We start from the raw sequence: 16,995 nt of genomic DNA, 5'->3' as shown, positions 1-16,995 counted from the left end.
AAGAAATAAGACAGAAGGGCTATTTCAATGGCAGCTAAATCCGTTGTTGAAATTGATGTTCAGGACGAGAAGTTTCAGGCGTTCCTCGAAAAATTCAATGAGTACCAGAAAGCGCTTGAAGGTCTGCCTGAGCAATGGCGCGGCGCGGCGCAGGGCATCGGGGATTCTGCCAAACAGACTGAGAAGGTGCTGGGAAGCACGGAGGCGATCACCCAGTCGTTCAATGAAGGGGTGGCAGCCATCGCCTCTGTCAATGATGGCCTTGACCGTTTGAATGGAAACCTTGAGAAAGCCAATAAAACGCAGTCTGAATTTAACAAAAAAAATCGTGGTGCCAGTAAATTCCTGAGTAAAGCCAGCAAGGATGCCAAAGAGCTGGCCGGCCACATTAAAAACGCCACAACGAGTTTGCTCTCGTGGGGGACTGTGCTGGGGCTGTTTTCTGGGTTGGCCGGGGCCGGTGGCTTGTGGGGGATGAATCGCCTGGCTGGTTCGGCTTCTGCGCAGCGGTTCACTGCAATGGGGTTAGGTACTACCGCCGGAGGCCTTAACTCCAGCGCGGTGAACTACCAGAAGGTGCTCGGCAACCCTGTCGGCACCTTGGGTGCCATTCGTGACAGCCAACTGGACCTGAGCAAGCGCTGGCAGTTTAAGGCGATGGGGATTGATAACCCCGATCAGGATCCGGCGAAACTGTTGCCGCAGATGATCAAAAGCGCACGCGATATTTTTGTGCGCAATGGTAGCTCGCAGCAGGGAGCCGAGGCCTACGGCCTAACCAACTACTTCACACTTGACGATCTCAACCGCTTTAAAAAAATGAGCGATGCTGAAATCGACGCGATGACGAAGCAGGCCCAGAAAGACACACAACGCCTGCAGGTGACCGACCAGCAACTGAAACAATGGCAGGATTTTAATATTCAGTTGGATCGCAGCAAGGTCAGTATTGAAAACACCTTTATTCGTGGGCTTGCGCCATTGGCTCCCGAGTTAGGAAAGCTGTCAGATGCATTTTCAGAGGCAGTGGATACCGTCCTTAAATCACCTGAGCTGGGTAAATGGCTTGATGGACTGGCAGATGGTATCCGACGGTTCGGTAACTACCTGGTATCCCCGGATTTCAAAAGTGACGTTGAGTCGTTTATGACCGGTGTTGAAAGGTTGGCGCGGGTTATTGGCAAGGTGATCGATTGGGTTACCGGAAAAACCGACATTACATTGGATGATGTTAAGTCCAACTCGACAATTCTCAGTGATGAGAAGCAGATCAATCCGCAGACAGGGGAGAGTTATACGCCGGGCAGCGATGATGATCCTCGCGTGTGGGGATGGTTGAAAGGGGCAAAGGGATTTTTCTCCAGTGATGGCAGTTCCTCCGGTAGTGATGGAAATCAGCCTTGGTGGAAATTACGCGCCGGCAATGATGGCATTTTAAACAACAAATGGAATCAACCTGAGCAACATGCTCAATCAGGTAATAGGCGATCATCAGCCGCGGTACCGTCTGATTACGATGGGTATTTTGAAGAGGCAGCCAAAAAATACGGATTAGATCCCAAGTTGCTTAAAGCTGTAACGGGTGCAGAGTCATCATGGAATACACATGCTGTCAGCAAAGCGGGCGCGCAAGGCTTGATGCAGGTGATGCCCTTCAACTTTAAACCCGGTGAGGATCCTTACAACCCCCGCGACAATATTATGGCCGGTGCCAGGGTAATGAAGTGGGCGAAAAATCAGGCTGGCGGTGATGTTGAAGAAATGCTGCGCTGGTATAACGGCGGCAAGAATCGCGGCAGCAAGGAGAATCGTGAATACCCAGGACGGGTTCGAGAGCAGTTCATAAAGCTCTACGGATCAGGCGCGCCGGGATCTACACAAAGCAATCCGCAGCAGCAACTCACTCAGCAGTCTTCTAGCAAAACCGACCAGATATTACAGCAAATCTTGGATAACCAGCGCAGGGGCGGCAGCTCGGGTGTGGTGGTGTACAACAACACCGGCGGCAGCGCGATTGTCTCGAGCACGCAACTCGGAGGATTTGGTTAATGGCATTTACCCGCGAACTTTACAAATTGGGGTTTGAAATCTCACCGGTGATCCTTTGCGACGGTATCGCGCAGAGTATCCCCGGAGGGATGCTGCCGATCGTTGCGCTGACACAGAGCGCCAGTTTTGTCAGCAACCTGATGGGCGGCGCGGTAAATCTGACTGACCTGGATAAATATTTCTGCCACTGGCGCGCCGCACAGGGTTCCAGCATGGTGGATTACGATATCGGTCGCTACCCCTTTGCTAATCAGGCTGTCGCCGCTAACGCACTGCTGGCGCAACCGTTGCGTATTCCCATGCTGATGGATGCACCGGTGAATGAAAACACCGGCGCGTTGACAAAGCTGGTCACGCTCAGCGCATTGCAGGCCGTCCTGCAGGCGCACGCCAACCTTGGCGGCACGTTTGTTGTAGCCACGCCGTCGCTGATTTATAGCGGCTGCATCCTGCGCACCGTTCGAGACGTCACGGGGTCGAATGATCCTCTGCCGCAGCGTCAATGGTTGTGGGACTTTGAACAGCCGCTGATTACCGAAACCGGCGCGGAGCAGGCGATTAATAGCTATTTGAGCAAGATTGATAATGGCGATAAAACTACGGAAAGCGCCTGGACCAATACGGTTTCCGCGCTCGGGAATACGTCGTTGGGCAGCAGCGTATCGGATGCGGTAACCGGGCTTATCGGTAAATTAAGCGGGGCGTTTAATTTATGAGCACAACACTTTATCCGTTTTCCGGGAATGAGCAGAAAAGCATGATTTTTACGCCGATGCTTGACGGTGAGGTATACAACTGCCAGACCAAATGGAATATTGCCGCGCAACGCTGGTATCTCAATATTACGGACAACTCAGGGAATCGCCTATTAACCATGCCGATGATCGATTCGCCGATGGGGTACGACATTAACTTGCTTATCGGGGCATTCACCGCCACGACAATGGTGTGGCGATACTCCTCGGGGCAAATAGAGGTAATCAACTGATGCGGTATTACGATATTCAGATATTTACCCCACCTGATAAAGACGGTAATCCCGGAAAACTCTTCAAGCAATATTCCAGTCTGAAAAATGGTGTCTTTAATCCCGGTAATTTAATGATTGAATTTGATATTCAACGCTTTGGGGAATCTACGCCGAAGGGGCAAAGTCAGATTACTATTTGGGGGATCGGACCGAAGGACATGCAGCAAGCCAGGCAAAACATGTTTGGCATGACGATAAAAATGTGGGTGGGCATGTCCAAGGGATTGCCGTTGGCGAAACCTGCTCAGCAAGGACTGGTATTGGAGGGGACGGTGTGGCAGGTGCTGGGGAACTGGCAAGGTACCGAATTACGGACGGATCTCATTGTCACTGCGGGAGCCGTATCGGCGGTGAACCCAGCCCCTTTAGCGCCGATCAATTTAACGCTTCCGTGGAATAAGGGAATAAAGCTTTCTGTTGCGTTGACGCAATGCTTTCAGAACATGGGCGGAGATTACCGTTTCTCGATAAGCATCAGTGACCGCCTGGTGAATAACTACGACAGCAGCATGTTTTGCGGCAGCCTCTCAGAACTGGCGACGAAATTAAAATCGCTGAGCAGAAATATTATCAGGGACGATAAATATTCAGGTGTCGAAATAACGGTAGTGAATGGTAAGGAGATCCGCGTTTTCGATAATGATTTTGAAAGCCATATCGACAAGGACGCGAAAAAAAGCGCCAGTTACCGCAACAAAAATCCGGTCCAGATAGCGTTTACCGACTTGATCGGTCAACCAACGTGGGTGCAATTCGGCACGGTCAGTATTCCTTGCGTCATGCGCAGCGACATTCAGGTGGGGGATTATATCCGAATGCCTAAGGATTCTCGGCCGATGCTACAGGCTTCATCCTATTCCCAATTCCGAGATGACGCCGCCTTTACCGGTGACTTTCTGGTTTCTTCTGTGCGGCTCCTTGGCAACAGTCGACAGCCGGACGCTAACAGTTGGGTGACGGTGCTTGAGGCCCATCCGACAGGGGGAATGGCTGCAACATGAGTATTGAAAAAAAACAGAGTTTCGCCGGCAACATGCATCGGTTCGCCGACCAAAAAATCGCGGACGCCATGCAGATGGCCGGCAAGGTGCTGCCGGCCTCGGTGGTCAGCAGAGCGGGGAATATGGTTACGGTGTCCTTCCTGCTGCGCGATATTCCTTTCATGTTGCCGCAGGTAACCCTCCCTTTATTTGGGCCGCAGTATATCCGCTATCCCATGCAGCCTGGGGACCGGGGGATCGTCATCCCAGCAGATACCTATCTGGGCGGTGCCAGCGGACAGGGGGGCGGCACCGCCGACCTCACGCCGCCGGCTAATCTCAGCGCGCTGGTGTTTTTGCCGATCAGTCACACGGAATGGGAGAACGTCGACGGGCAAGTGCTCACGTTGTATGGCCCGGAAGGCGTCACGATACGCGATGCCGGCAGCAAGACGACGTTCCTGCTAACGCCGGAGAGCATCACGATTGCCACACCTGATCAGTTCAAGGTCACGGTGGGCAGTACCATGCTGACGCTGACAAATGGCTCATGGTCGCTGACCGGGCAGAGCGGAACCCTTGCGGATGGGCAGGCCAGTACCAGTCCGGCCATTATGCATGAAGGTTGGCTGCAGCTGCTTACCTGGGTGAATTCCCATCAGCACAGTAACGGCAATGATGGGCAAGACACCGGAGGGCCGACAACAAGTTTCGATGGGAGTATCACCGAATGAGATCTTACGGGCAGGATGAATCCGGCAAATGGGTCACGATCACCACCGATGCCAATGGTTTCAACGACGCGATTTATCTCACTACGCTGGTGCAAAATCTCAGGCTTGCACCGCAAGAATCGCCATTCTTTGCCAACCACGGCATTCCGGCTAACGGCTCGGTGATCCAGCAGATTATCCCCACATTTTACGTGAACAGGCTACAGCAGCAGTTCAGTGGCTATTTTTCCTCTCTCCAGATTGCACTTACCGAGGTTGATCCTCCGGTTTACGACATTTCGGTTATCACCAACTCGGGTTCGAAAATAGTGGCGAAGGTGTATGTATGAGTGATTTACCCGTTATTTATGATATTACCGGCCCCGTCGCAAAAACGGCGGAAGAGCTGCGGCAGCAGGTTATAGAAACGGCGACGCGGCTTTCACCAGGGATCACGACCGATTTACCGGGATCATTGATTGAAGACATGGTCAGCACCAGCGTTGGTGCGCTGCTGGTTTGCGACCAGGCGCGGGTTGATTTGATTAACTCATGCAGTCCTTACGGTGCGAACGTTCACCTGCTGAAGCAACAGGGGGCCATCTACGGCGTGCCGCAAGGTGAAGGCACGAACACGTCGGTGTATGTCGTATTTTCAGGGCCGCCCGGTTTTGGCATACCGAAGGGGTTTACCGTAGGGGATGGTACCTATTTGTACACCGTCAGACGGGACACGGTGATCCCCGCCAGCGGTCAGACCGAGCCTGTATACTGTCTGGCTACGACTGGAGGGGTATGGGCGGTGCCGGCAGGGACGGTTAACCAGGTGAAAACCTCCGTGCCGGAACCTTACCAGGTGACATGTACCAACCTGACCGCCGGCTTACCGGGAACAGACGAGCAAAGCCTGGCATCGTATCGCGGGCAGGTGATGCGCTCCGGTATGTTTGGGGTGCAAGGCACGCCGGATTGCTACCGATCATCCCTGCAAAAAGTAGCTGGCGTACAGGAAAACCTGATTTCGTTCCGCCAGGCGACGCTCGGAAAATGGGTTGCCGTCGTCGGTGGCGGGGATCCTTACGAAGTTGCCTATGCGATTTATAAAGCTGTACCGGATATTTCCATTTTAACCAACGATGTATCGAATCCATCGGGTGCAGAAGTGGAAAAGAAAACCATACCGGTAACGGTCTACCCCGACGTCTACCAACTGCCTTTCGTGGTGCCATCGTCGCAAAATGTGGTGGTGCTGATCACCTGGAACTCAGCGTCGACGACCTACATCGATCCGGCCGGTGTTGCGAAAGCGGTGCAGCAGAATATCGCCGATTACGTTAACGCTATCGCCGTTGGCCAGCCGATAAACATTTTCCAGATACAGGACATTTTTCTGAAATCGGTTGAGGGACTCGTTGCCGCGTCGCTGCTGTCCATGATCCAGGTGCAAATCGGGATCAACGGCGCAATTAAACCACCGGCACCGGAGTCAAGCCTGGTTTATGGCGACACCTACGCCTATTTCTCCACCTCGGCGGCGCAAATACAGGTGAAGCAATATGCAAGCTCTAATTGAGAAAATCATTCCTGCTTATCCGTATACGCAATATAACGCCGACCCCAACATTGTCGCGTTCTTCACCGCCTATAACGCGTTGGCGCAGGGGTATCTTGACTATCTCAATGCGCTTAATTTGCCGTGCTGGACTTCTCCCTCCATCACGGGGGATCTGCTGGACTGGATAGCGCTCGGCATTTACGGGGAAGGGCGGCCATTACTGCAAATATCTGAGGATGCGATCGCTCGTGGTGCCTACAACACCATCGAGTACAACGCCATTCCGTATGCCGGCCTGAAAAATTACGTACCGGGCTCGGCGTCATACGTGCCCGATGATTATTTTAAACGGATCCTGACCTGGAATTTTTATAAAGGTGACGGCTCGCACTTTTGTATCGACTGGCTCAAGCGCCGCCTGGCGCGATTTATTCATGGCACGAATGGCATCGATCCGCCGTTGCAAAGCACCTTCGATATCAGCGTAACGGTCAATAACGGCGTGTTCACTATCACGATCCCCGATTATGGCGATGGCGTTGGCTATTTCCTGAAAGATGCGATCAGCCAGTCTCTGGTCAAGCTCCCCTTTGTTTATACCTACTCTGTAACGGTGGTTGAACCATGATTATTGGATTTGGAAACAACGTCGTGTCGTCGTTGGCAGCAGATATTACGGCGACCCAGACCACGATACAGGTGATGCCTGGCGCAGGCGCGTTGTTCGCCGGTCTGCTCACTTACGATTATGCCAACGACTCAAACCTCCTCAAGACCTACGCGAAAATCACATTGACGGATGCGAAAGAAACCGTGTTCGAAGTTTGCCACCTTACTGCCGTCAACAACGATATGCTGACAGTTGTGCGTGGCCAGGAGGGTACCGCGGCTAAAGGCTGGTCCCTGAACGATGTGATCGCCAACTTTGCGACAAGGGGTTCAGAAAATCAGTTCGTGCAGATAGAGCAACTGCAAAGTGGCCATTACACGTCGGCGGTGGCCGGCGGTACGGCGAACGGGTTAACGCTGGCGCTGCCGGCGACATTTTTCCTGAATGGATCGACGGACTGGGCATTAAAAACGCCGCTCCTCATTTACCCTATCCTGAACAATACCGGTGCCAGCACACTGCAGTTGACTATGGGCGGCCGTGTAATGGGGACTTATCCGCTGGTGAAGGGCAGCAACACGGCATTACGTGTGGGGGATATCGTTGCAAAAAATCCTTTCCTGGTGGTGTTCAATGCTGATCAGGGGCGATTCGTTGTGCTAAACCCAACAACAAATGTTGGGGCGGTTTTGACTGTTAATTCACATACCCCAGATGCAGCAGGAAACGTAAAACTGGGCACGGCTGCTGATGCCGATATTGGGACTTCTACGGGCAATGTGATAGGGGTGGGCGGCTTTGGCTTGGCTCCCTCCCTGACTTCGCTGTCTGGTGTTGACCTAAATACGCTGAGTACATTCGGTTTCTATGTTGTTCGAGACTCTACTAATACCCCATTAAATGATTCAAGTGTTTGGTTTTTATCAGTTCGAACATGGGACTCAAAATCGGCGGGCGATCCGTTTCGAATTGTTCAAATTGCAGAGGGTTATGGTACTTCCGGAACGCTGAAAAACAGAACATTTCACCGCACATACTCTGGTAACGCGGCTGGGTGGTCTACATGGGTAGAGTTCTACTCAGAGGCCCATAAACCCACTGCCGCTGATATAAATTCCTATACAAAACAAGAGGCAGATGGTCGTTTTATTTATAAGACTGGCGACACGATAAATTGGCTAACAGTCACGGATGGGTTAGACACAGGAAATGATGTAACTGTTGGTAGAACGCTCTACATTAAAGGCCTGGATTTTATTGTGAAGCAGGGGTTACAGGACCCCGTGAATAACTATCGGCAAACTAACGGCATGCGGATTCAAGGCGCAGGAAATTTGTTTGTTGATATATATCAGGCTGAGCGCATTGGCCAGCACCACTTCTTAGGTATTCACGTCGCAAATGGTGGTGCGGATGGCTGGTATGAATTTAGTAATGATGGCTCATTCAGTGCCGGGGCTACTGTATGCGCTGGGGGAGGCAGTGGAGGTAAACTTTATCAAGATGGGAATCTTTCTGGCTCCATTTGGGGAGGGTATCTCAGTAACTGGCTGAATCAAAATATTTCTAACGCACAAAACAACGCGCAAAACTGGGCCTATCAGAACCTTGTGCAAAACGTCAGGCTTACCGGACGAATCAACCAGCCTGATACCGGCGGCCAGGTCAGGGCTCCTGATGGTTGTGTGTTTACCGGTATGTCAGGTGCTAACTATGATCCGTCTATTTGGGGCTCATATTCATATGTTCAAGTTTTAATTAATGGCTCTTGGCGGAATATAGGAACTTCTTAATTATGGTTAATTACAGAAACTTCACGACATACAAACCGGAATTTAAAGCCAGCGAAGAAGAGGACGCGGAATACAGGCCGGACATTCTTTATGCCCGCGATGAAACCGGGCGCGATTGGTACGATTGCCAGGCCGATTTTAGCGACGAAACGTTGAAGGTTATGTATGACGACAAGGGTGTTATCGTCTGCATGTCTATAGACGTTACAGCAATTTTCCCTCCGGGGTTCTCAGTGGCCGAGGTGGCGATAAGCGAGGTACCGCCGGAAGCGTGTAACGATATGACATGGGCATACCGCGATGGAAAGGTTGTTAAGCGCGTATACAGCCAGACTGAGAAACGCAAGATGGTTCAGGGCGAGAAAGAGCGCCTAATTACGCGCGTTAACCAGGTGACGCAAACCCTTAGCAGCAAGTTGTTATTGGGTATGGCTACCGATGAGGAAAAAGCTAAATTGCGCGTCTGGATGGACTACGTTAACGAAGTTGAAGAGATCAGCGACGATGAGGATCCTGAAAAAATCGTGTGGCCGACTCCACCAGACGCGAAATGATAAAAGCCGGGAAAGGCCGGCTTATCTGTTTAAATCGACAGCGTGCGCCCCAGCGGCGCGCGTTGACACCACCTATCTTTATACGCCTCCGTCGGCTTACCGAAGGAGTAGCGCATCTCCTTTCCCTCCCGTTCGCATAACTCGTATGCAGCCCGAACGTTTAACCATGTGACGATTGTCCCAGGACAAAATCCGTTATGTTCGCGGTCATATCCTCCATTCACATAATCAAAGCAAATCCACTCTGGACTGTCTGCGCGAGTAATTAGCTGGAAAGCGCACGGCTGGCCGTTATAGAACAGAACATAGCCGAAAATCATCTCACGCAGTGACGTTATCATTTCTATCATTTGGTGTTTGTTGCCGGGTTCTTCCCCCCAGCGCTTTGCGTACAATTCAAAGTAAATATCGACGAGTTGAATCGGGGTTAGTAACGTCTGATCTACTACTTCACCGCCTGAGTTCAGGAATTTTTTTAATTCACGGTTGCGGCTGTTTTTTGTCGATGACGAATACCCACCTTTGCCACAGGTTTTAGCCAGGCATATTTCACGCTGACTGTTCAGTGAGAACGTGGAGTTTAACGTAGAGCGCCCGTTAATGGCCGATAGGATTTTTGAGCGATAAGGGATCACTGTTTTAACACGGTTGCTAATTGGTAAAATCATTTCGTCCTTGTTGAACGGGAACATATCAATCCCGATGCTCTTCGACTGGTGACCGACGATAGCGATCTCTTTCTTGCCATTGGTGCACATGCCGCCAAGTAACGAGCCATTGTTACCGCGTTTGATGTGGTATTTATGGCGCAAGTTTAGTTGACGTTGCATGAAGGATAAAACGTCAGGGTGAGTCACAAAACTACCGCCATAAAGGCTATAACATTTTCTATATTCTTCTGCTGTGCCTTCGCGCCAACCGGACGCGTAAGAAATCAATTTCCGTATCATAATTTATTTGTTTATCCTATGTGTCAAGGTTCGATTATATGATAGGTACCCTCTGTTTATGAAGGGTTATTTACATGATTTGTAAGACGACGTCTACGTTGAGACCGCTACGGGCGAGGAGCGTTGGCACTAGATGTCTGGAAAACTTACCGCGCGTTGTTGAGTAGGATAAACCTTGAGGATGCGCCAGATATTGGGTGGCCAGATGTACCGGCTTAAGTAACTCATAGCATCGAACGTAGGGCGTTTTAAGCGCAGTGCTAATTGTGTACACTGTGCTTAACTCTCAATGTTAGGTATAAAAAATGAAAATTACTGGAGCTTCAATTTTTTCGTTAATAATTCTTGGTATTTCATATCAGACAAATGCAGCATCTTTTGATTGCACTAAGGCTAAGAGCTTCGCTGAAAAAACAATATGTAGTGATGCAAAATTATCAAAGGATGATGATGAATTAAAATATGCGTATGGAAAAGCTAAAGCATCGGTTCAGGATCATCGGGCATTTTCTGAAATAACAAAAACATTATGGAACTCTAGAGAAAGATGCAGTGACTATGCGTGTGTTAACTCATGGTATGATACGGCTTTTGGAATTTACTCATCCATTGCAAAAACAGGGATTCCTGAAACTAATGGCCAGAATGATATCGTAGCAGGTGATGAAAAACTTGATGAAAAGCCCTCTAAGGGTAATGCGGTTGCCAGTGAAAATAAATCCAATGATGAAAAAAGTAAAGACTTTCGTTTATATGACTCTCAGGAAAGAGCAGCCCCCATTGAACATGATGCTATCTTGTTTAGTGAAACGCCAGAAGCATTATCATTTATAGATAGACTTGTTTTGTTTACCAGGAATAACTCATATAAGTGCGACTCGGTAAGCGCATTCAGGCCTTTAATGATGTCAAATGGATATTCTTTAATTTGTAACAGATTTAGTTATAAATACGAAATCAAAGATAATGGAGGTAATATTTCCGTCAGTGTTGATAATTGATGGTGAAATAATTATCAATGAAAATCCTGGCGAATGTCAGCATATCTATGGAGTGAAAGCCCGATTGCTCGGGCTTCTTATTTTTGGGTTTGTGATTATTGGATTACCATTCGTAGTAATGCGCCCCATTTTTTATTACTGGTTCCTTAATGTAACCATTACCTTCAACTTGAAATCTCCCCATCCTGCTTCTTGCACCGCCGAATGCTCCGCGGATGATTACTACCCCATCATTTTGTAAGGTCCCGGCTAATTTACCGCCTTCTTCTATGATTAGATTTGAGTTGGGTTCCAGAACGGTGGTTCCATGAATGCTACCGGTCACAACAATGTTTGATCCGGAGCCTAAAGCAACAGTGCCATGTTGCTTCCCTGAAATCAAAACAGAAGCCCCGCGCGATACGGACAGAGTTCCTTGCAATGTCCCTGAAAGTATTAGCTCTCCAGCTAGAACTTTTACTGTTCCTCGGTGAACACCGACAAGATGGGTATCGCTAGTAATTTCTGTTGGTGGAACTTTTTGACCATCAATAAAATCATATTCCATATAATAACTCCTTGTTTATTATAGATGAAAAAACCTTGCATAAGTTAACAAAGCTTAAAACAATTTGGCAACGAAATCGACCAGCTAGCCACAGCATCATAGCTCCATGACAGCCATAGGTTCCTTTTATTCACCAAAAAACTCAGAAGATAGCTCTCAATCATATGCTAAATATATGAGTTTTAAGTGTACAATTATTAATCCATGTTCTGATTTTTCATGTAACCTGTTGTTTTTAAATCTGTAAGCGATGAATTTAAAATCCCTCGGCTTATGGCTGTGCGGGTTCAAGTCCCGCCCCGGGTACCAGGAAAATAAATTCAAGAATAACAAGCAATAAGTAGTAATGTCGTGACCGCCGGAAGGCGGTTTTTTTGTGTCTGAAATTCCTCTTCATCATATCTCTTCATTTTCTCCTGTATGATTCCCCGCTGACAAAGCGCCAGATAGAGTTTGATGCATAAACTATCGTGGTGGCTATCGGCCATTTCATCAGCATTTCTGTCGTCGGCTTACAATGCCGATCGATAAGCTTGTGCAATCTGCAAAAAGTCATCATGTTAATTGCCCTGATACGCAGATTTTTACATGAAAGTAGGCCATTTTTTAAAGACGGCCGGCGATAAGTGATCTATAACCAAATAGCGCAAATGAGAAGGAGGATGGGATGAGAGGGGGATTATTTTTGTTGGCTATTTTAATGCTATCCGGCTGCTCAGGGCCTTTGGGGTCAATCTTGGGCGTTATTCCCCAGCATTCTGACATTTGCCCACAGGGCAGAAACTCGATTACGGGTGAATGCCGTTAGTTATCAGGGTTTAAGATGCCGTATCTAAAAGGGTTTACCCGCTTCTGGCCTGCATGGTTTGGTCAACGCGTACATCTGCCCAACTCACAGCGCTGCCAGGATGCGGTTAACGTGACATAACGCCTGCCACACTCCGTTATGAAGACCCTATCCGGTTATGTAAACCGGATATTGCCTTTCAAAGCGTCAGATCTTAACTCCCGGCACCCAGTAGTGAAATATCACCCGCGCTACAGTTCGCCACTAACATCATGACTACGACGACGAGAATAGAGATGATGGTGCATAGATCCGACTTGCGCATGCTTCTCCTTAGCGGCCTGTTACCCCGATAACTTCGATTGCTGCTCTGTGCAGCTTTTGGCTGTAGTCATCGGGTTGTTTCTCGATCTCTTTGATCAGATAGGCGAGAATACTTTGCTTGGTGATGGGTGTGTTAGCGGAAAGCACATGAATGACACTTTTACCGACCAGATGATATATGTGCTCACGGTACGTCTCGATATCTTTATCGCAGAGACCGTAAAGGGAATAATCGATCATAGAATTTTACCGCTGGTGAAATTTAAAATGCCAGCCGAAGCTGGCAGAGAAGCCATATAAAAAATAAAGTCCTGCAAATTCCACTTAGGTTGATATCTATGTGGAAGGTTTACGATAACGTAGTAAGAATATTCCCATCAATAGGCAACGGCAATCCAGATGGTTAATTAGGAAAATCCTCAGGTTATGGGCATAGTGCGGGCTGTGCTGAAGGAGGAACTGAATGGTAAAGGGAGGCAGATTTAATCTTCCGTCTGCGAACTCAGGCTCTCAGGCAGTAGCTGCGCTAGCAGCAGATCGAGCGTTAACATTAGTCCATAACGTGCAGCGCTACCGCCACTGAGTGGCAATACTTTGTCGGCGAATCCAGCCAGCGTGCTGCCAACCGGGGCCAAGGCGATACGGTAAGCACCAGTAGCGCCGGCCAACTTCGCGGCGTTAAGCAAATCAGCGTTTTCCCCACTCATTGACAGCAGTACAACGCATTGTTGCGTACTGAGCGTGGAGGCCGTCATACGCATCAGTGCGGCGTCCTGGCAGGCAAAGGCGGGATAGCCGAGTCCGACCAAGCGTTGCTGCAATTCATTGACGTAGAGTGCCATGCTATTTACACCAAAAATATGCACGCTTTTGGACTGGCTTAAGTGTTGGCTGGCTTCGATCAACGCCGCATGCTCTACCTGCTGCAGCTGTTGATGGAGCGTGGTTTCTATGTCATTAACGCGTTGCAACCACAGGCGTGGTGGTCCATTAGGCGCCGTTTGTGCGGTTAAATAGCGTGAGCCGCTTACGCTGGCCTGCGCCAATTTCATTCGCAAATCGCGAATATCATCGCAACCAATGGTTTTGGCAAAGCGCGTGATCGTTGCCGGACTGACCCCCGCCTGGCTGGCAAGTAGCTCGATGGTGGCGGAAGACGCGAAGGCGACATCGTCCAAAATGGTTTGCGCGACCTTTGCTTCCTGCTGGCTGAATTGATTTTGGCGTGCGCGGATCTGATAGACAATGTCACCAATATCTTCGCAACCAATGGATTTGGCAAAACGACTGAGCGTTGTGGAACTGACGCCAGGTAGCTTACCGATGCCGGCGGCTGATGCGAAAGCGATATCCATGCTGCCCAATACAGGTTGAGCCACCGCGGTAGCGGCGCTTGCTGGTACGGGTTGGGTGCGCATCAAAGAGACAAAGTCGTTAAGATCCTGGCAGCCAAGGGACTGAGCAAAATGCGCGACGATCTCGGTACTGACACCGGCACGTTCGGCCAGCTGCTCAATGGTTGCCGTTGACGTGAATCCGGGATTATCCAGGATGGTTCGGGCAATTTTCGCCTCCTGGCGATTGAACGGGCTTTGGCGAAACTGAATGTGGTAAACGAGATCCATGACTGCAGTGTCCCTTCTGTTATGCCAATCGGCGATCTGTGTTCCAAACTAGCCTGTTTTTCGCGCGGCATAAAGCCATAACCAGAAGAATAAATTACTGAAAATAATTTTCAATTCATCCTGTGTAAAAACGAGATGCTCCTCTCATCGTTTAGTTGTTAATAATTTATCTTGCTGTTTTTAAAGGTTAAATAGGATTTATGGATTCTGTCTGTGAATAAAACTCTATCGTCGATCACAGTGTTGAAAAAAATTTTCATGATAATTTTTAGCTAACAATTTGTTTTTTAACGATTAAGTTAAAACCATAATCAAATCGTATGGATCTAAGGTATTTACAAGCGTGTTACAGCACTGTTTTATATTTGCACAGCCAAGGTGGCTAGTCACAATCGAGGCACCCAAAAATGCAAACAATCGTCTTATGCTGCGCTGCAGGAATGTCTACCAGCATGCTGGTACAAAAAATGAAAACCGAGGCACAAAAGCGTGCTTTGGATATTGAAATTGAAGCCGTACCCGTAGCGGATTTTGAACGCATCGTTGAAAGGGCGGACATTGTACTGTTAGGGCCACAGGTGAAATATGAACACGCGCGCCTTTCGGAACTGGCTGCCCCATTAGGCAAAACCGTTGCGGTTATTGATATGTTGGATTACGGCACCCTGCGTGGGGATAAGGTGCTGGACAAGGCACTGGGCCTGCTGGGCTGATAACACCCTGTGGGGCATTGCCCCTCAAACCCTATTTTTGATTATTTTACAGCGGATTATTTTATTAATCCGTCGGGGCTTGCTGTGCCTGGAATCAGGCCAGGGGAGGTAATGATGGATTTGGAAACGAGTGTTATGGAACTGCTGGTTCATGCCGGGAGTGCACGCAGTTCTCTGCTGTCGGCATTGCAACTGGCACGCCACGGTGAGTTTGACGCCGCGGATGTCAAGCTGGAAGAGGCGAAGTCCGGCATCGGCCGGGCGCATAGCATGCAGACGGAACTGATAGGCATGGACGAAGGCTGTGGAAAAATACCGGTCAGTTTAATTCTGGTGCATGCGCAGGACCATTTGATGAACGCGATGCTGATCCAGGATCTGGCCACTGACATGATCGAGCTTTATCGTCGTTTACCTCAAGGGGCAGGCAATGACTAAAATAACCGTAATTGGTGGTGGCAGTAGCTATACGCCAGAGTTGGTCGAAGGGTTGATCGCGCATTATCAGGATGTGCCATTGACCGAACTGGCGCTGGTGGATGTTGAATCCGGTCGGGAGAAAGTGGGCATCATTGCTGAACTGACCAAAAGAATGTTCAAACGTAACGGGTTGGAACAGGTGGTCGTTTCGGTGCATTTTTCGCTGGAGCCGGCTATTCGTGGTGCCCGCTTTGTGTTAACTCAACTGCGGGTGGGGCAATTGGCTGCCCGCGCAGCTGACGAACGTCTGGGGTTGAAATATCAACGTCTTGGACAGGAGACAACGGGCGTCGGTGGTTTTGCCAAAGCGCTACGGACCATTCCGGTGATGTTGGAGGTGGCCCGCACGGTGGAAGCCGTTGCACCGGATGCCTGGATCATCAACTTCACCAATCCTGCCGGGATCGTCACCGAAGCGGTATCACGCTACAGCAAGGCGAAGGTCATCGGCGTGTGTAATGTGCCGATCACGATGCACCACATGATTGCCGACATGCTGAAAGCGCCGCACGATCAGGTGGATCTGCGTTTCGCCGGGTTGAACCATATGGTGTGGGTGCACCAGGTGACGCAAAGCGGCAAGGATGTCACCGCCGACGTATTGAACATGCTAAGCAATGGCGAAACGCTGTCGATGAATAACATTAAAGAGCTGCCATGGCCGCCTGCGTTTTTACAGGCTCTGGGGGCGATTCCCTGCCCATATCACCGCTATTTTTATCAAACGGCTGGAATGCTGGAGGAAGAGATAGCCGCAGCTGCTGCACAAGGGACCCGGGCTGAGCAAGTGATGAAAGTTGAAGCGGAGTTATTTGCTTTGTATGCCGACCCCGCATTGGATAAGAAACCCGAACAACTGCGCTTCCGTGGCGGTGCGTTCTATTCTGAAGTGGCGGTCGAGTTGATCCGTGCCATTCATAACAACAGCGGTAAGGTGCTGGTGGTGAACACCCGCAATAACGGCGCTATTCAGGGCTTGCCGGACGATGCGGTGATTGAAACCAACTGTGTGATCGATGCACAGGGCGCACACCCACTGAGTTTTGGCCCGATGCCGCTGGCAATGAACGGGCTGACTCAACAGGTAAAAGATTTTGAACGGCTGACTATTGAGGCCGCCGTGCATGGCGATCGTCAAAGTGCGCTGTTGGCGTTGGTCGTGAATCCGTTGATTGGTGGTGTCGGCATTGCACAACCCTTGTTAGATGAGGTGCTGAGCCTGAATCAAGCCTATTTACCGCAGTTTAATTAAGTCGAAATTCCATAATAACAATCACGACAGAG

General features: G+C 49.6%; 19 protein-coding genes. 15 read left to right on the top strand and 4 right to left on the bottom strand.

Annotation, left to right across the window (positions count from 1 at the left end):
• Positions 1 to 27 precede the first annotated feature (27 nt).
• The 10 genes from ACI2J2_RS08505 to ACI2J2_RS08460 are packed head-to-tail and all read left to right on the top strand — an operon-like array spanning position 28 to position 9,284.
• Positions 28 to 2,049, top strand: coding sequence for a lytic transglycosylase domain-containing protein (locus tag ACI2J2_RS08505; RefSeq protein WP_201895418.1), 2,022 nt, complete (start codon positions 28 to 30; stop codon positions 2,047 to 2,049).
• Positions 2,049 to 2,765, top strand: a complete 717-nt coding sequence (locus ACI2J2_RS08500; RefSeq protein WP_201895417.1) for a hypothetical protein — start codon at positions 2,049 to 2,051, stop codon at positions 2,763 to 2,765. Before ACI2J2_RS08505 ends, ACI2J2_RS08500 begins: the two co-directional genes overlap by 1 nt.
• Positions 2,762 to 3,037 carry a hypothetical protein gene (locus tag ACI2J2_RS08495; protein WP_209632911.1) on the top strand — a complete coding sequence of 92 codons (276 nt, stop codon included), beginning with the start codon at positions 2,762 to 2,764 and terminating at the stop codon, positions 3,035 to 3,037. Before ACI2J2_RS08500 ends, ACI2J2_RS08495 begins: the two co-directional genes overlap by 4 nt.
• Entirely contained in the window at positions 3,037 to 4,080 is a 1,044-nt protein-coding gene (locus ACI2J2_RS08490; RefSeq protein ID WP_209632912.1) for a hypothetical protein, read from the top strand. The genes ACI2J2_RS08495 and ACI2J2_RS08490 overlap by 1 nt, the downstream gene beginning before the upstream one ends.
• The gene (locus ACI2J2_RS08485; protein ID WP_404759853.1) at positions 4,077 to 4,793 is read left to right on the top strand and encodes a hypothetical protein; all 717 of its coding nucleotides are present in this window, start codon (positions 4,077 to 4,079) and stop codon (positions 4,791 to 4,793) included. Before ACI2J2_RS08490 ends, ACI2J2_RS08485 begins: the two co-directional genes overlap by 4 nt.
• Complete coding sequence (locus ACI2J2_RS08480; RefSeq protein WP_404759852.1) at positions 4,790 to 5,122, top strand: hypothetical protein; 333 nt, start codon at positions 4,790 to 4,792, stop codon at positions 5,120 to 5,122. Before ACI2J2_RS08485 ends, ACI2J2_RS08480 begins: the two co-directional genes overlap by 4 nt.
• Entirely contained in the window at positions 5,119 to 6,345 is a 1,227-nt protein-coding gene (locus ACI2J2_RS08475) for a baseplate J/gp47 family protein (protein WP_201895412.1), read from the top strand. The genes ACI2J2_RS08480 and ACI2J2_RS08475 overlap by 4 nt, the downstream gene beginning before the upstream one ends.
• Positions 6,329 to 6,955 (top strand): hypothetical protein, encoded by a 627-nt coding sequence (locus ACI2J2_RS08470; protein ID WP_201895411.1) that lies wholly within the window; start codon positions 6,329 to 6,331, stop codon positions 6,953 to 6,955. The genes ACI2J2_RS08475 and ACI2J2_RS08470 overlap by 17 nt, the downstream gene beginning before the upstream one ends.
• A complete protein-coding gene (locus ACI2J2_RS08465) occupies positions 6,952 to 8,730 on the top strand; it encodes a pyocin knob domain-containing protein (RefSeq protein WP_245209697.1) in 1,779 nt (592 codons plus the stop codon). The genes ACI2J2_RS08470 and ACI2J2_RS08465 overlap by 4 nt, the downstream gene beginning before the upstream one ends.
• Before the next feature lie 2 nt (positions 8,731 to 8,732).
• Positions 8,733 to 9,284 carry a tail fiber assembly protein gene (locus tag ACI2J2_RS08460; RefSeq protein ID WP_209632915.1) on the top strand — a complete coding sequence of 184 codons (552 nt, stop codon included), beginning with the start codon at positions 8,733 to 8,735 and terminating at the stop codon, positions 9,282 to 9,284.
• 29 nt (positions 9,285 to 9,313) lie between these two features.
• On the opposite strand, the gene ACI2J2_RS08455 is transcribed toward ACI2J2_RS08460, so the two are convergent.
• Positions 9,314 to 10,234: a GNAT family N-acetyltransferase gene (locus ACI2J2_RS08455; protein ID WP_404759851.1), complete on the bottom strand. Its 921-nt coding sequence runs from the start codon at positions 10,232 to 10,234 to the stop codon at positions 9,314 to 9,316.
• 123 nt (positions 10,235 to 10,357) lie between these two features.
• Here ACI2J2_RS08455 and ACI2J2_RS08450 point away from each other — a divergent pair, with 123 nt between their 5' ends.
• Together ACI2J2_RS08450 and ACI2J2_RS08445 are read left to right on the top strand one after the other, a co-directional pair.
• Entirely contained in the window at positions 10,358 to 10,453 is a 96-nt protein-coding gene (locus ACI2J2_RS08450) for a tail fiber assembly protein (RefSeq protein WP_404759850.1), read from the top strand.
• An 86-nt stretch (positions 10,454 to 10,539) separates the two neighbouring features.
• Positions 10,540 to 11,235, top strand: a complete 696-nt coding sequence (locus ACI2J2_RS08445) for a lysozyme inhibitor LprI family protein (protein WP_404759849.1) — start codon at positions 10,540 to 10,542, stop codon at positions 11,233 to 11,235.
• Between the two features lie 103 nt (positions 11,236 to 11,338).
• Here ACI2J2_RS08445 and ACI2J2_RS08440 read toward each other — a convergent pair whose 3' ends face one another.
• From ACI2J2_RS08440 to ACI2J2_RS08430, 3 genes are all read right to left on the bottom strand, one after another.
• Positions 11,339 to 11,782, bottom strand: a complete 444-nt coding sequence (locus ACI2J2_RS08440) for a hypothetical protein (protein ID WP_404759848.1) — start codon at positions 11,780 to 11,782, stop codon at positions 11,339 to 11,341.
• 1,120 nt (positions 11,783 to 12,902) lie between these two features.
• Positions 12,903 to 13,133: a hypothetical protein gene (locus tag ACI2J2_RS08435; protein ID WP_209632686.1), complete on the bottom strand. Its 231-nt coding sequence runs from the start codon at positions 13,131 to 13,133 to the stop codon at positions 12,903 to 12,905.
• Positions 13,134 to 13,375: 242 nt separating this feature from the next.
• The gene (locus tag ACI2J2_RS08430) at positions 13,376 to 14,518 is read right to left on the bottom strand and encodes an SIS domain-containing protein (RefSeq protein ID WP_404759847.1); all 1,143 of its coding nucleotides are present in this window, start codon (positions 14,516 to 14,518) and stop codon (positions 13,376 to 13,378) included.
• A 407-nt stretch (positions 14,519 to 14,925) separates the two neighbouring features.
• Here ACI2J2_RS08430 and ACI2J2_RS08425 point away from each other — a divergent pair, with 407 nt between their 5' ends.
• The 3 genes from ACI2J2_RS08425 to ACI2J2_RS08415 all read left to right on the top strand — a co-directional run bounded on the left by ACI2J2_RS08425 (position 14,926) and on the right by ACI2J2_RS08415 (position 16,963).
• On the top strand, positions 14,926 to 15,231 hold the full coding sequence (locus ACI2J2_RS08425) for a PTS sugar transporter subunit IIB (protein WP_209632688.1): 306 nt from the start codon (positions 14,926 to 14,928) through the stop codon (positions 15,229 to 15,231).
• A gap of 111 nt (positions 15,232 to 15,342) precedes the next feature.
• On the top strand, positions 15,343 to 15,669 hold the full coding sequence (locus tag ACI2J2_RS08420; RefSeq protein WP_209632689.1) for a PTS lactose/cellobiose transporter subunit IIA: 327 nt from the start codon (positions 15,343 to 15,345) through the stop codon (positions 15,667 to 15,669).
• Positions 15,662 to 16,963, top strand: a complete 1,302-nt coding sequence (locus tag ACI2J2_RS08415; protein WP_404759846.1) for a 6-phospho-beta-glucosidase — start codon at positions 15,662 to 15,664, stop codon at positions 16,961 to 16,963. The genes ACI2J2_RS08420 and ACI2J2_RS08415 overlap by 8 nt, the downstream gene beginning before the upstream one ends.
• The last annotated feature ends 32 nt before the right edge of the window (positions 16,964 to 16,995 follow it).

Origin of the sequence: Serratia sp. NPDC087055 (assembly GCF_044900985.1) — a bacterium.
Taxonomy (GTDB): Bacteria; Pseudomonadota; Gammaproteobacteria; order Enterobacterales; family Enterobacteriaceae; genus Serratia.
This window is presented reverse-complemented; position numbering and strand designations above follow the sequence as displayed.

What these genes read in the sequence shown, in the direction of transcription:
- ACI2J2_RS08415 (WP_404759846.1), top strand. Translation starts at nt 15,662, where the DNA reads ATGACTAAAATAACCGTAATTGGTGGTGGCAGTAGCTATACGCCAGAG.
- ACI2J2_RS08470 (WP_201895411.1), top strand. Translation starts at nt 6,329, where the DNA reads ATGCAAGCTCTAATTGAGAAAATCATTCCTGCTTATCCGTATACGCAA.
- ACI2J2_RS08425 (WP_209632688.1), top strand. Translation starts at nt 14,926, where the DNA reads ATGCAAACAATCGTCTTATGCTGCGCTGCAGGAATGTCTACCAGCATG.
- ACI2J2_RS08490 (WP_209632912.1), top strand. Translation starts at nt 3,037, where the DNA reads ATGCGGTATTACGATATTCAGATATTTACCCCACCTGATAAAGACGGT.
- ACI2J2_RS08500 (WP_201895417.1), top strand. Translation starts at nt 2,049, where the DNA reads ATGGCATTTACCCGCGAACTTTACAAATTGGGGTTTGAAATCTCACCG.
- ACI2J2_RS08460 (WP_209632915.1), top strand. Translation starts at nt 8,733, where the DNA reads ATGGTTAATTACAGAAACTTCACGACATACAAACCGGAATTTAAAGCC.
- ACI2J2_RS08485 (WP_404759853.1), top strand. Translation starts at nt 4,077, where the DNA reads ATGAGTATTGAAAAAAAACAGAGTTTCGCCGGCAACATGCATCGGTTC.
- ACI2J2_RS08505 (WP_201895418.1), top strand. Translation starts at nt 28, where the DNA reads ATGGCAGCTAAATCCGTTGTTGAAATTGATGTTCAGGACGAGAAGTTT.
- ACI2J2_RS08455 (WP_404759851.1), bottom strand. Translation starts at nt 10,234, where the DNA reads ATGATACGGAAATTGATTTCTTACGCGTCCGGTTGGCGCGAAGGCACA.
- ACI2J2_RS08465 (WP_245209697.1), top strand. Translation starts at nt 6,952, where the DNA reads ATGATTATTGGATTTGGAAACAACGTCGTGTCGTCGTTGGCAGCAGAT.
- ACI2J2_RS08445 (WP_404759849.1), top strand. Translation starts at nt 10,540, where the DNA reads ATGAAAATTACTGGAGCTTCAATTTTTTCGTTAATAATTCTTGGTATT.
- ACI2J2_RS08475 (WP_201895412.1), top strand. Translation starts at nt 5,119, where the DNA reads ATGAGTGATTTACCCGTTATTTATGATATTACCGGCCCCGTCGCAAAA.
- ACI2J2_RS08480 (WP_404759852.1), top strand. Translation starts at nt 4,790, where the DNA reads ATGAGATCTTACGGGCAGGATGAATCCGGCAAATGGGTCACGATCACC.
- ACI2J2_RS08495 (WP_209632911.1), top strand. Translation starts at nt 2,762, where the DNA reads ATGAGCACAACACTTTATCCGTTTTCCGGGAATGAGCAGAAAAGCATG.
- ACI2J2_RS08435 (WP_209632686.1), bottom strand. Translation starts at nt 13,133, where the DNA reads ATGATCGATTATTCCCTTTACGGTCTCTGCGATAAAGATATCGAGACG.
- ACI2J2_RS08430 (WP_404759847.1), bottom strand. Translation starts at nt 14,518, where the DNA reads ATGGATCTCGTTTACCACATTCAGTTTCGCCAAAGCCCGTTCAATCGC.
- ACI2J2_RS08420 (WP_209632689.1), top strand. Translation starts at nt 15,343, where the DNA reads ATGATGGATTTGGAAACGAGTGTTATGGAACTGCTGGTTCATGCCGGG.
- ACI2J2_RS08440 (WP_404759848.1), bottom strand. Translation starts at nt 11,782, where the DNA reads ATGGAATATGATTTTATTGATGGTCAAAAAGTTCCACCAACAGAAATT.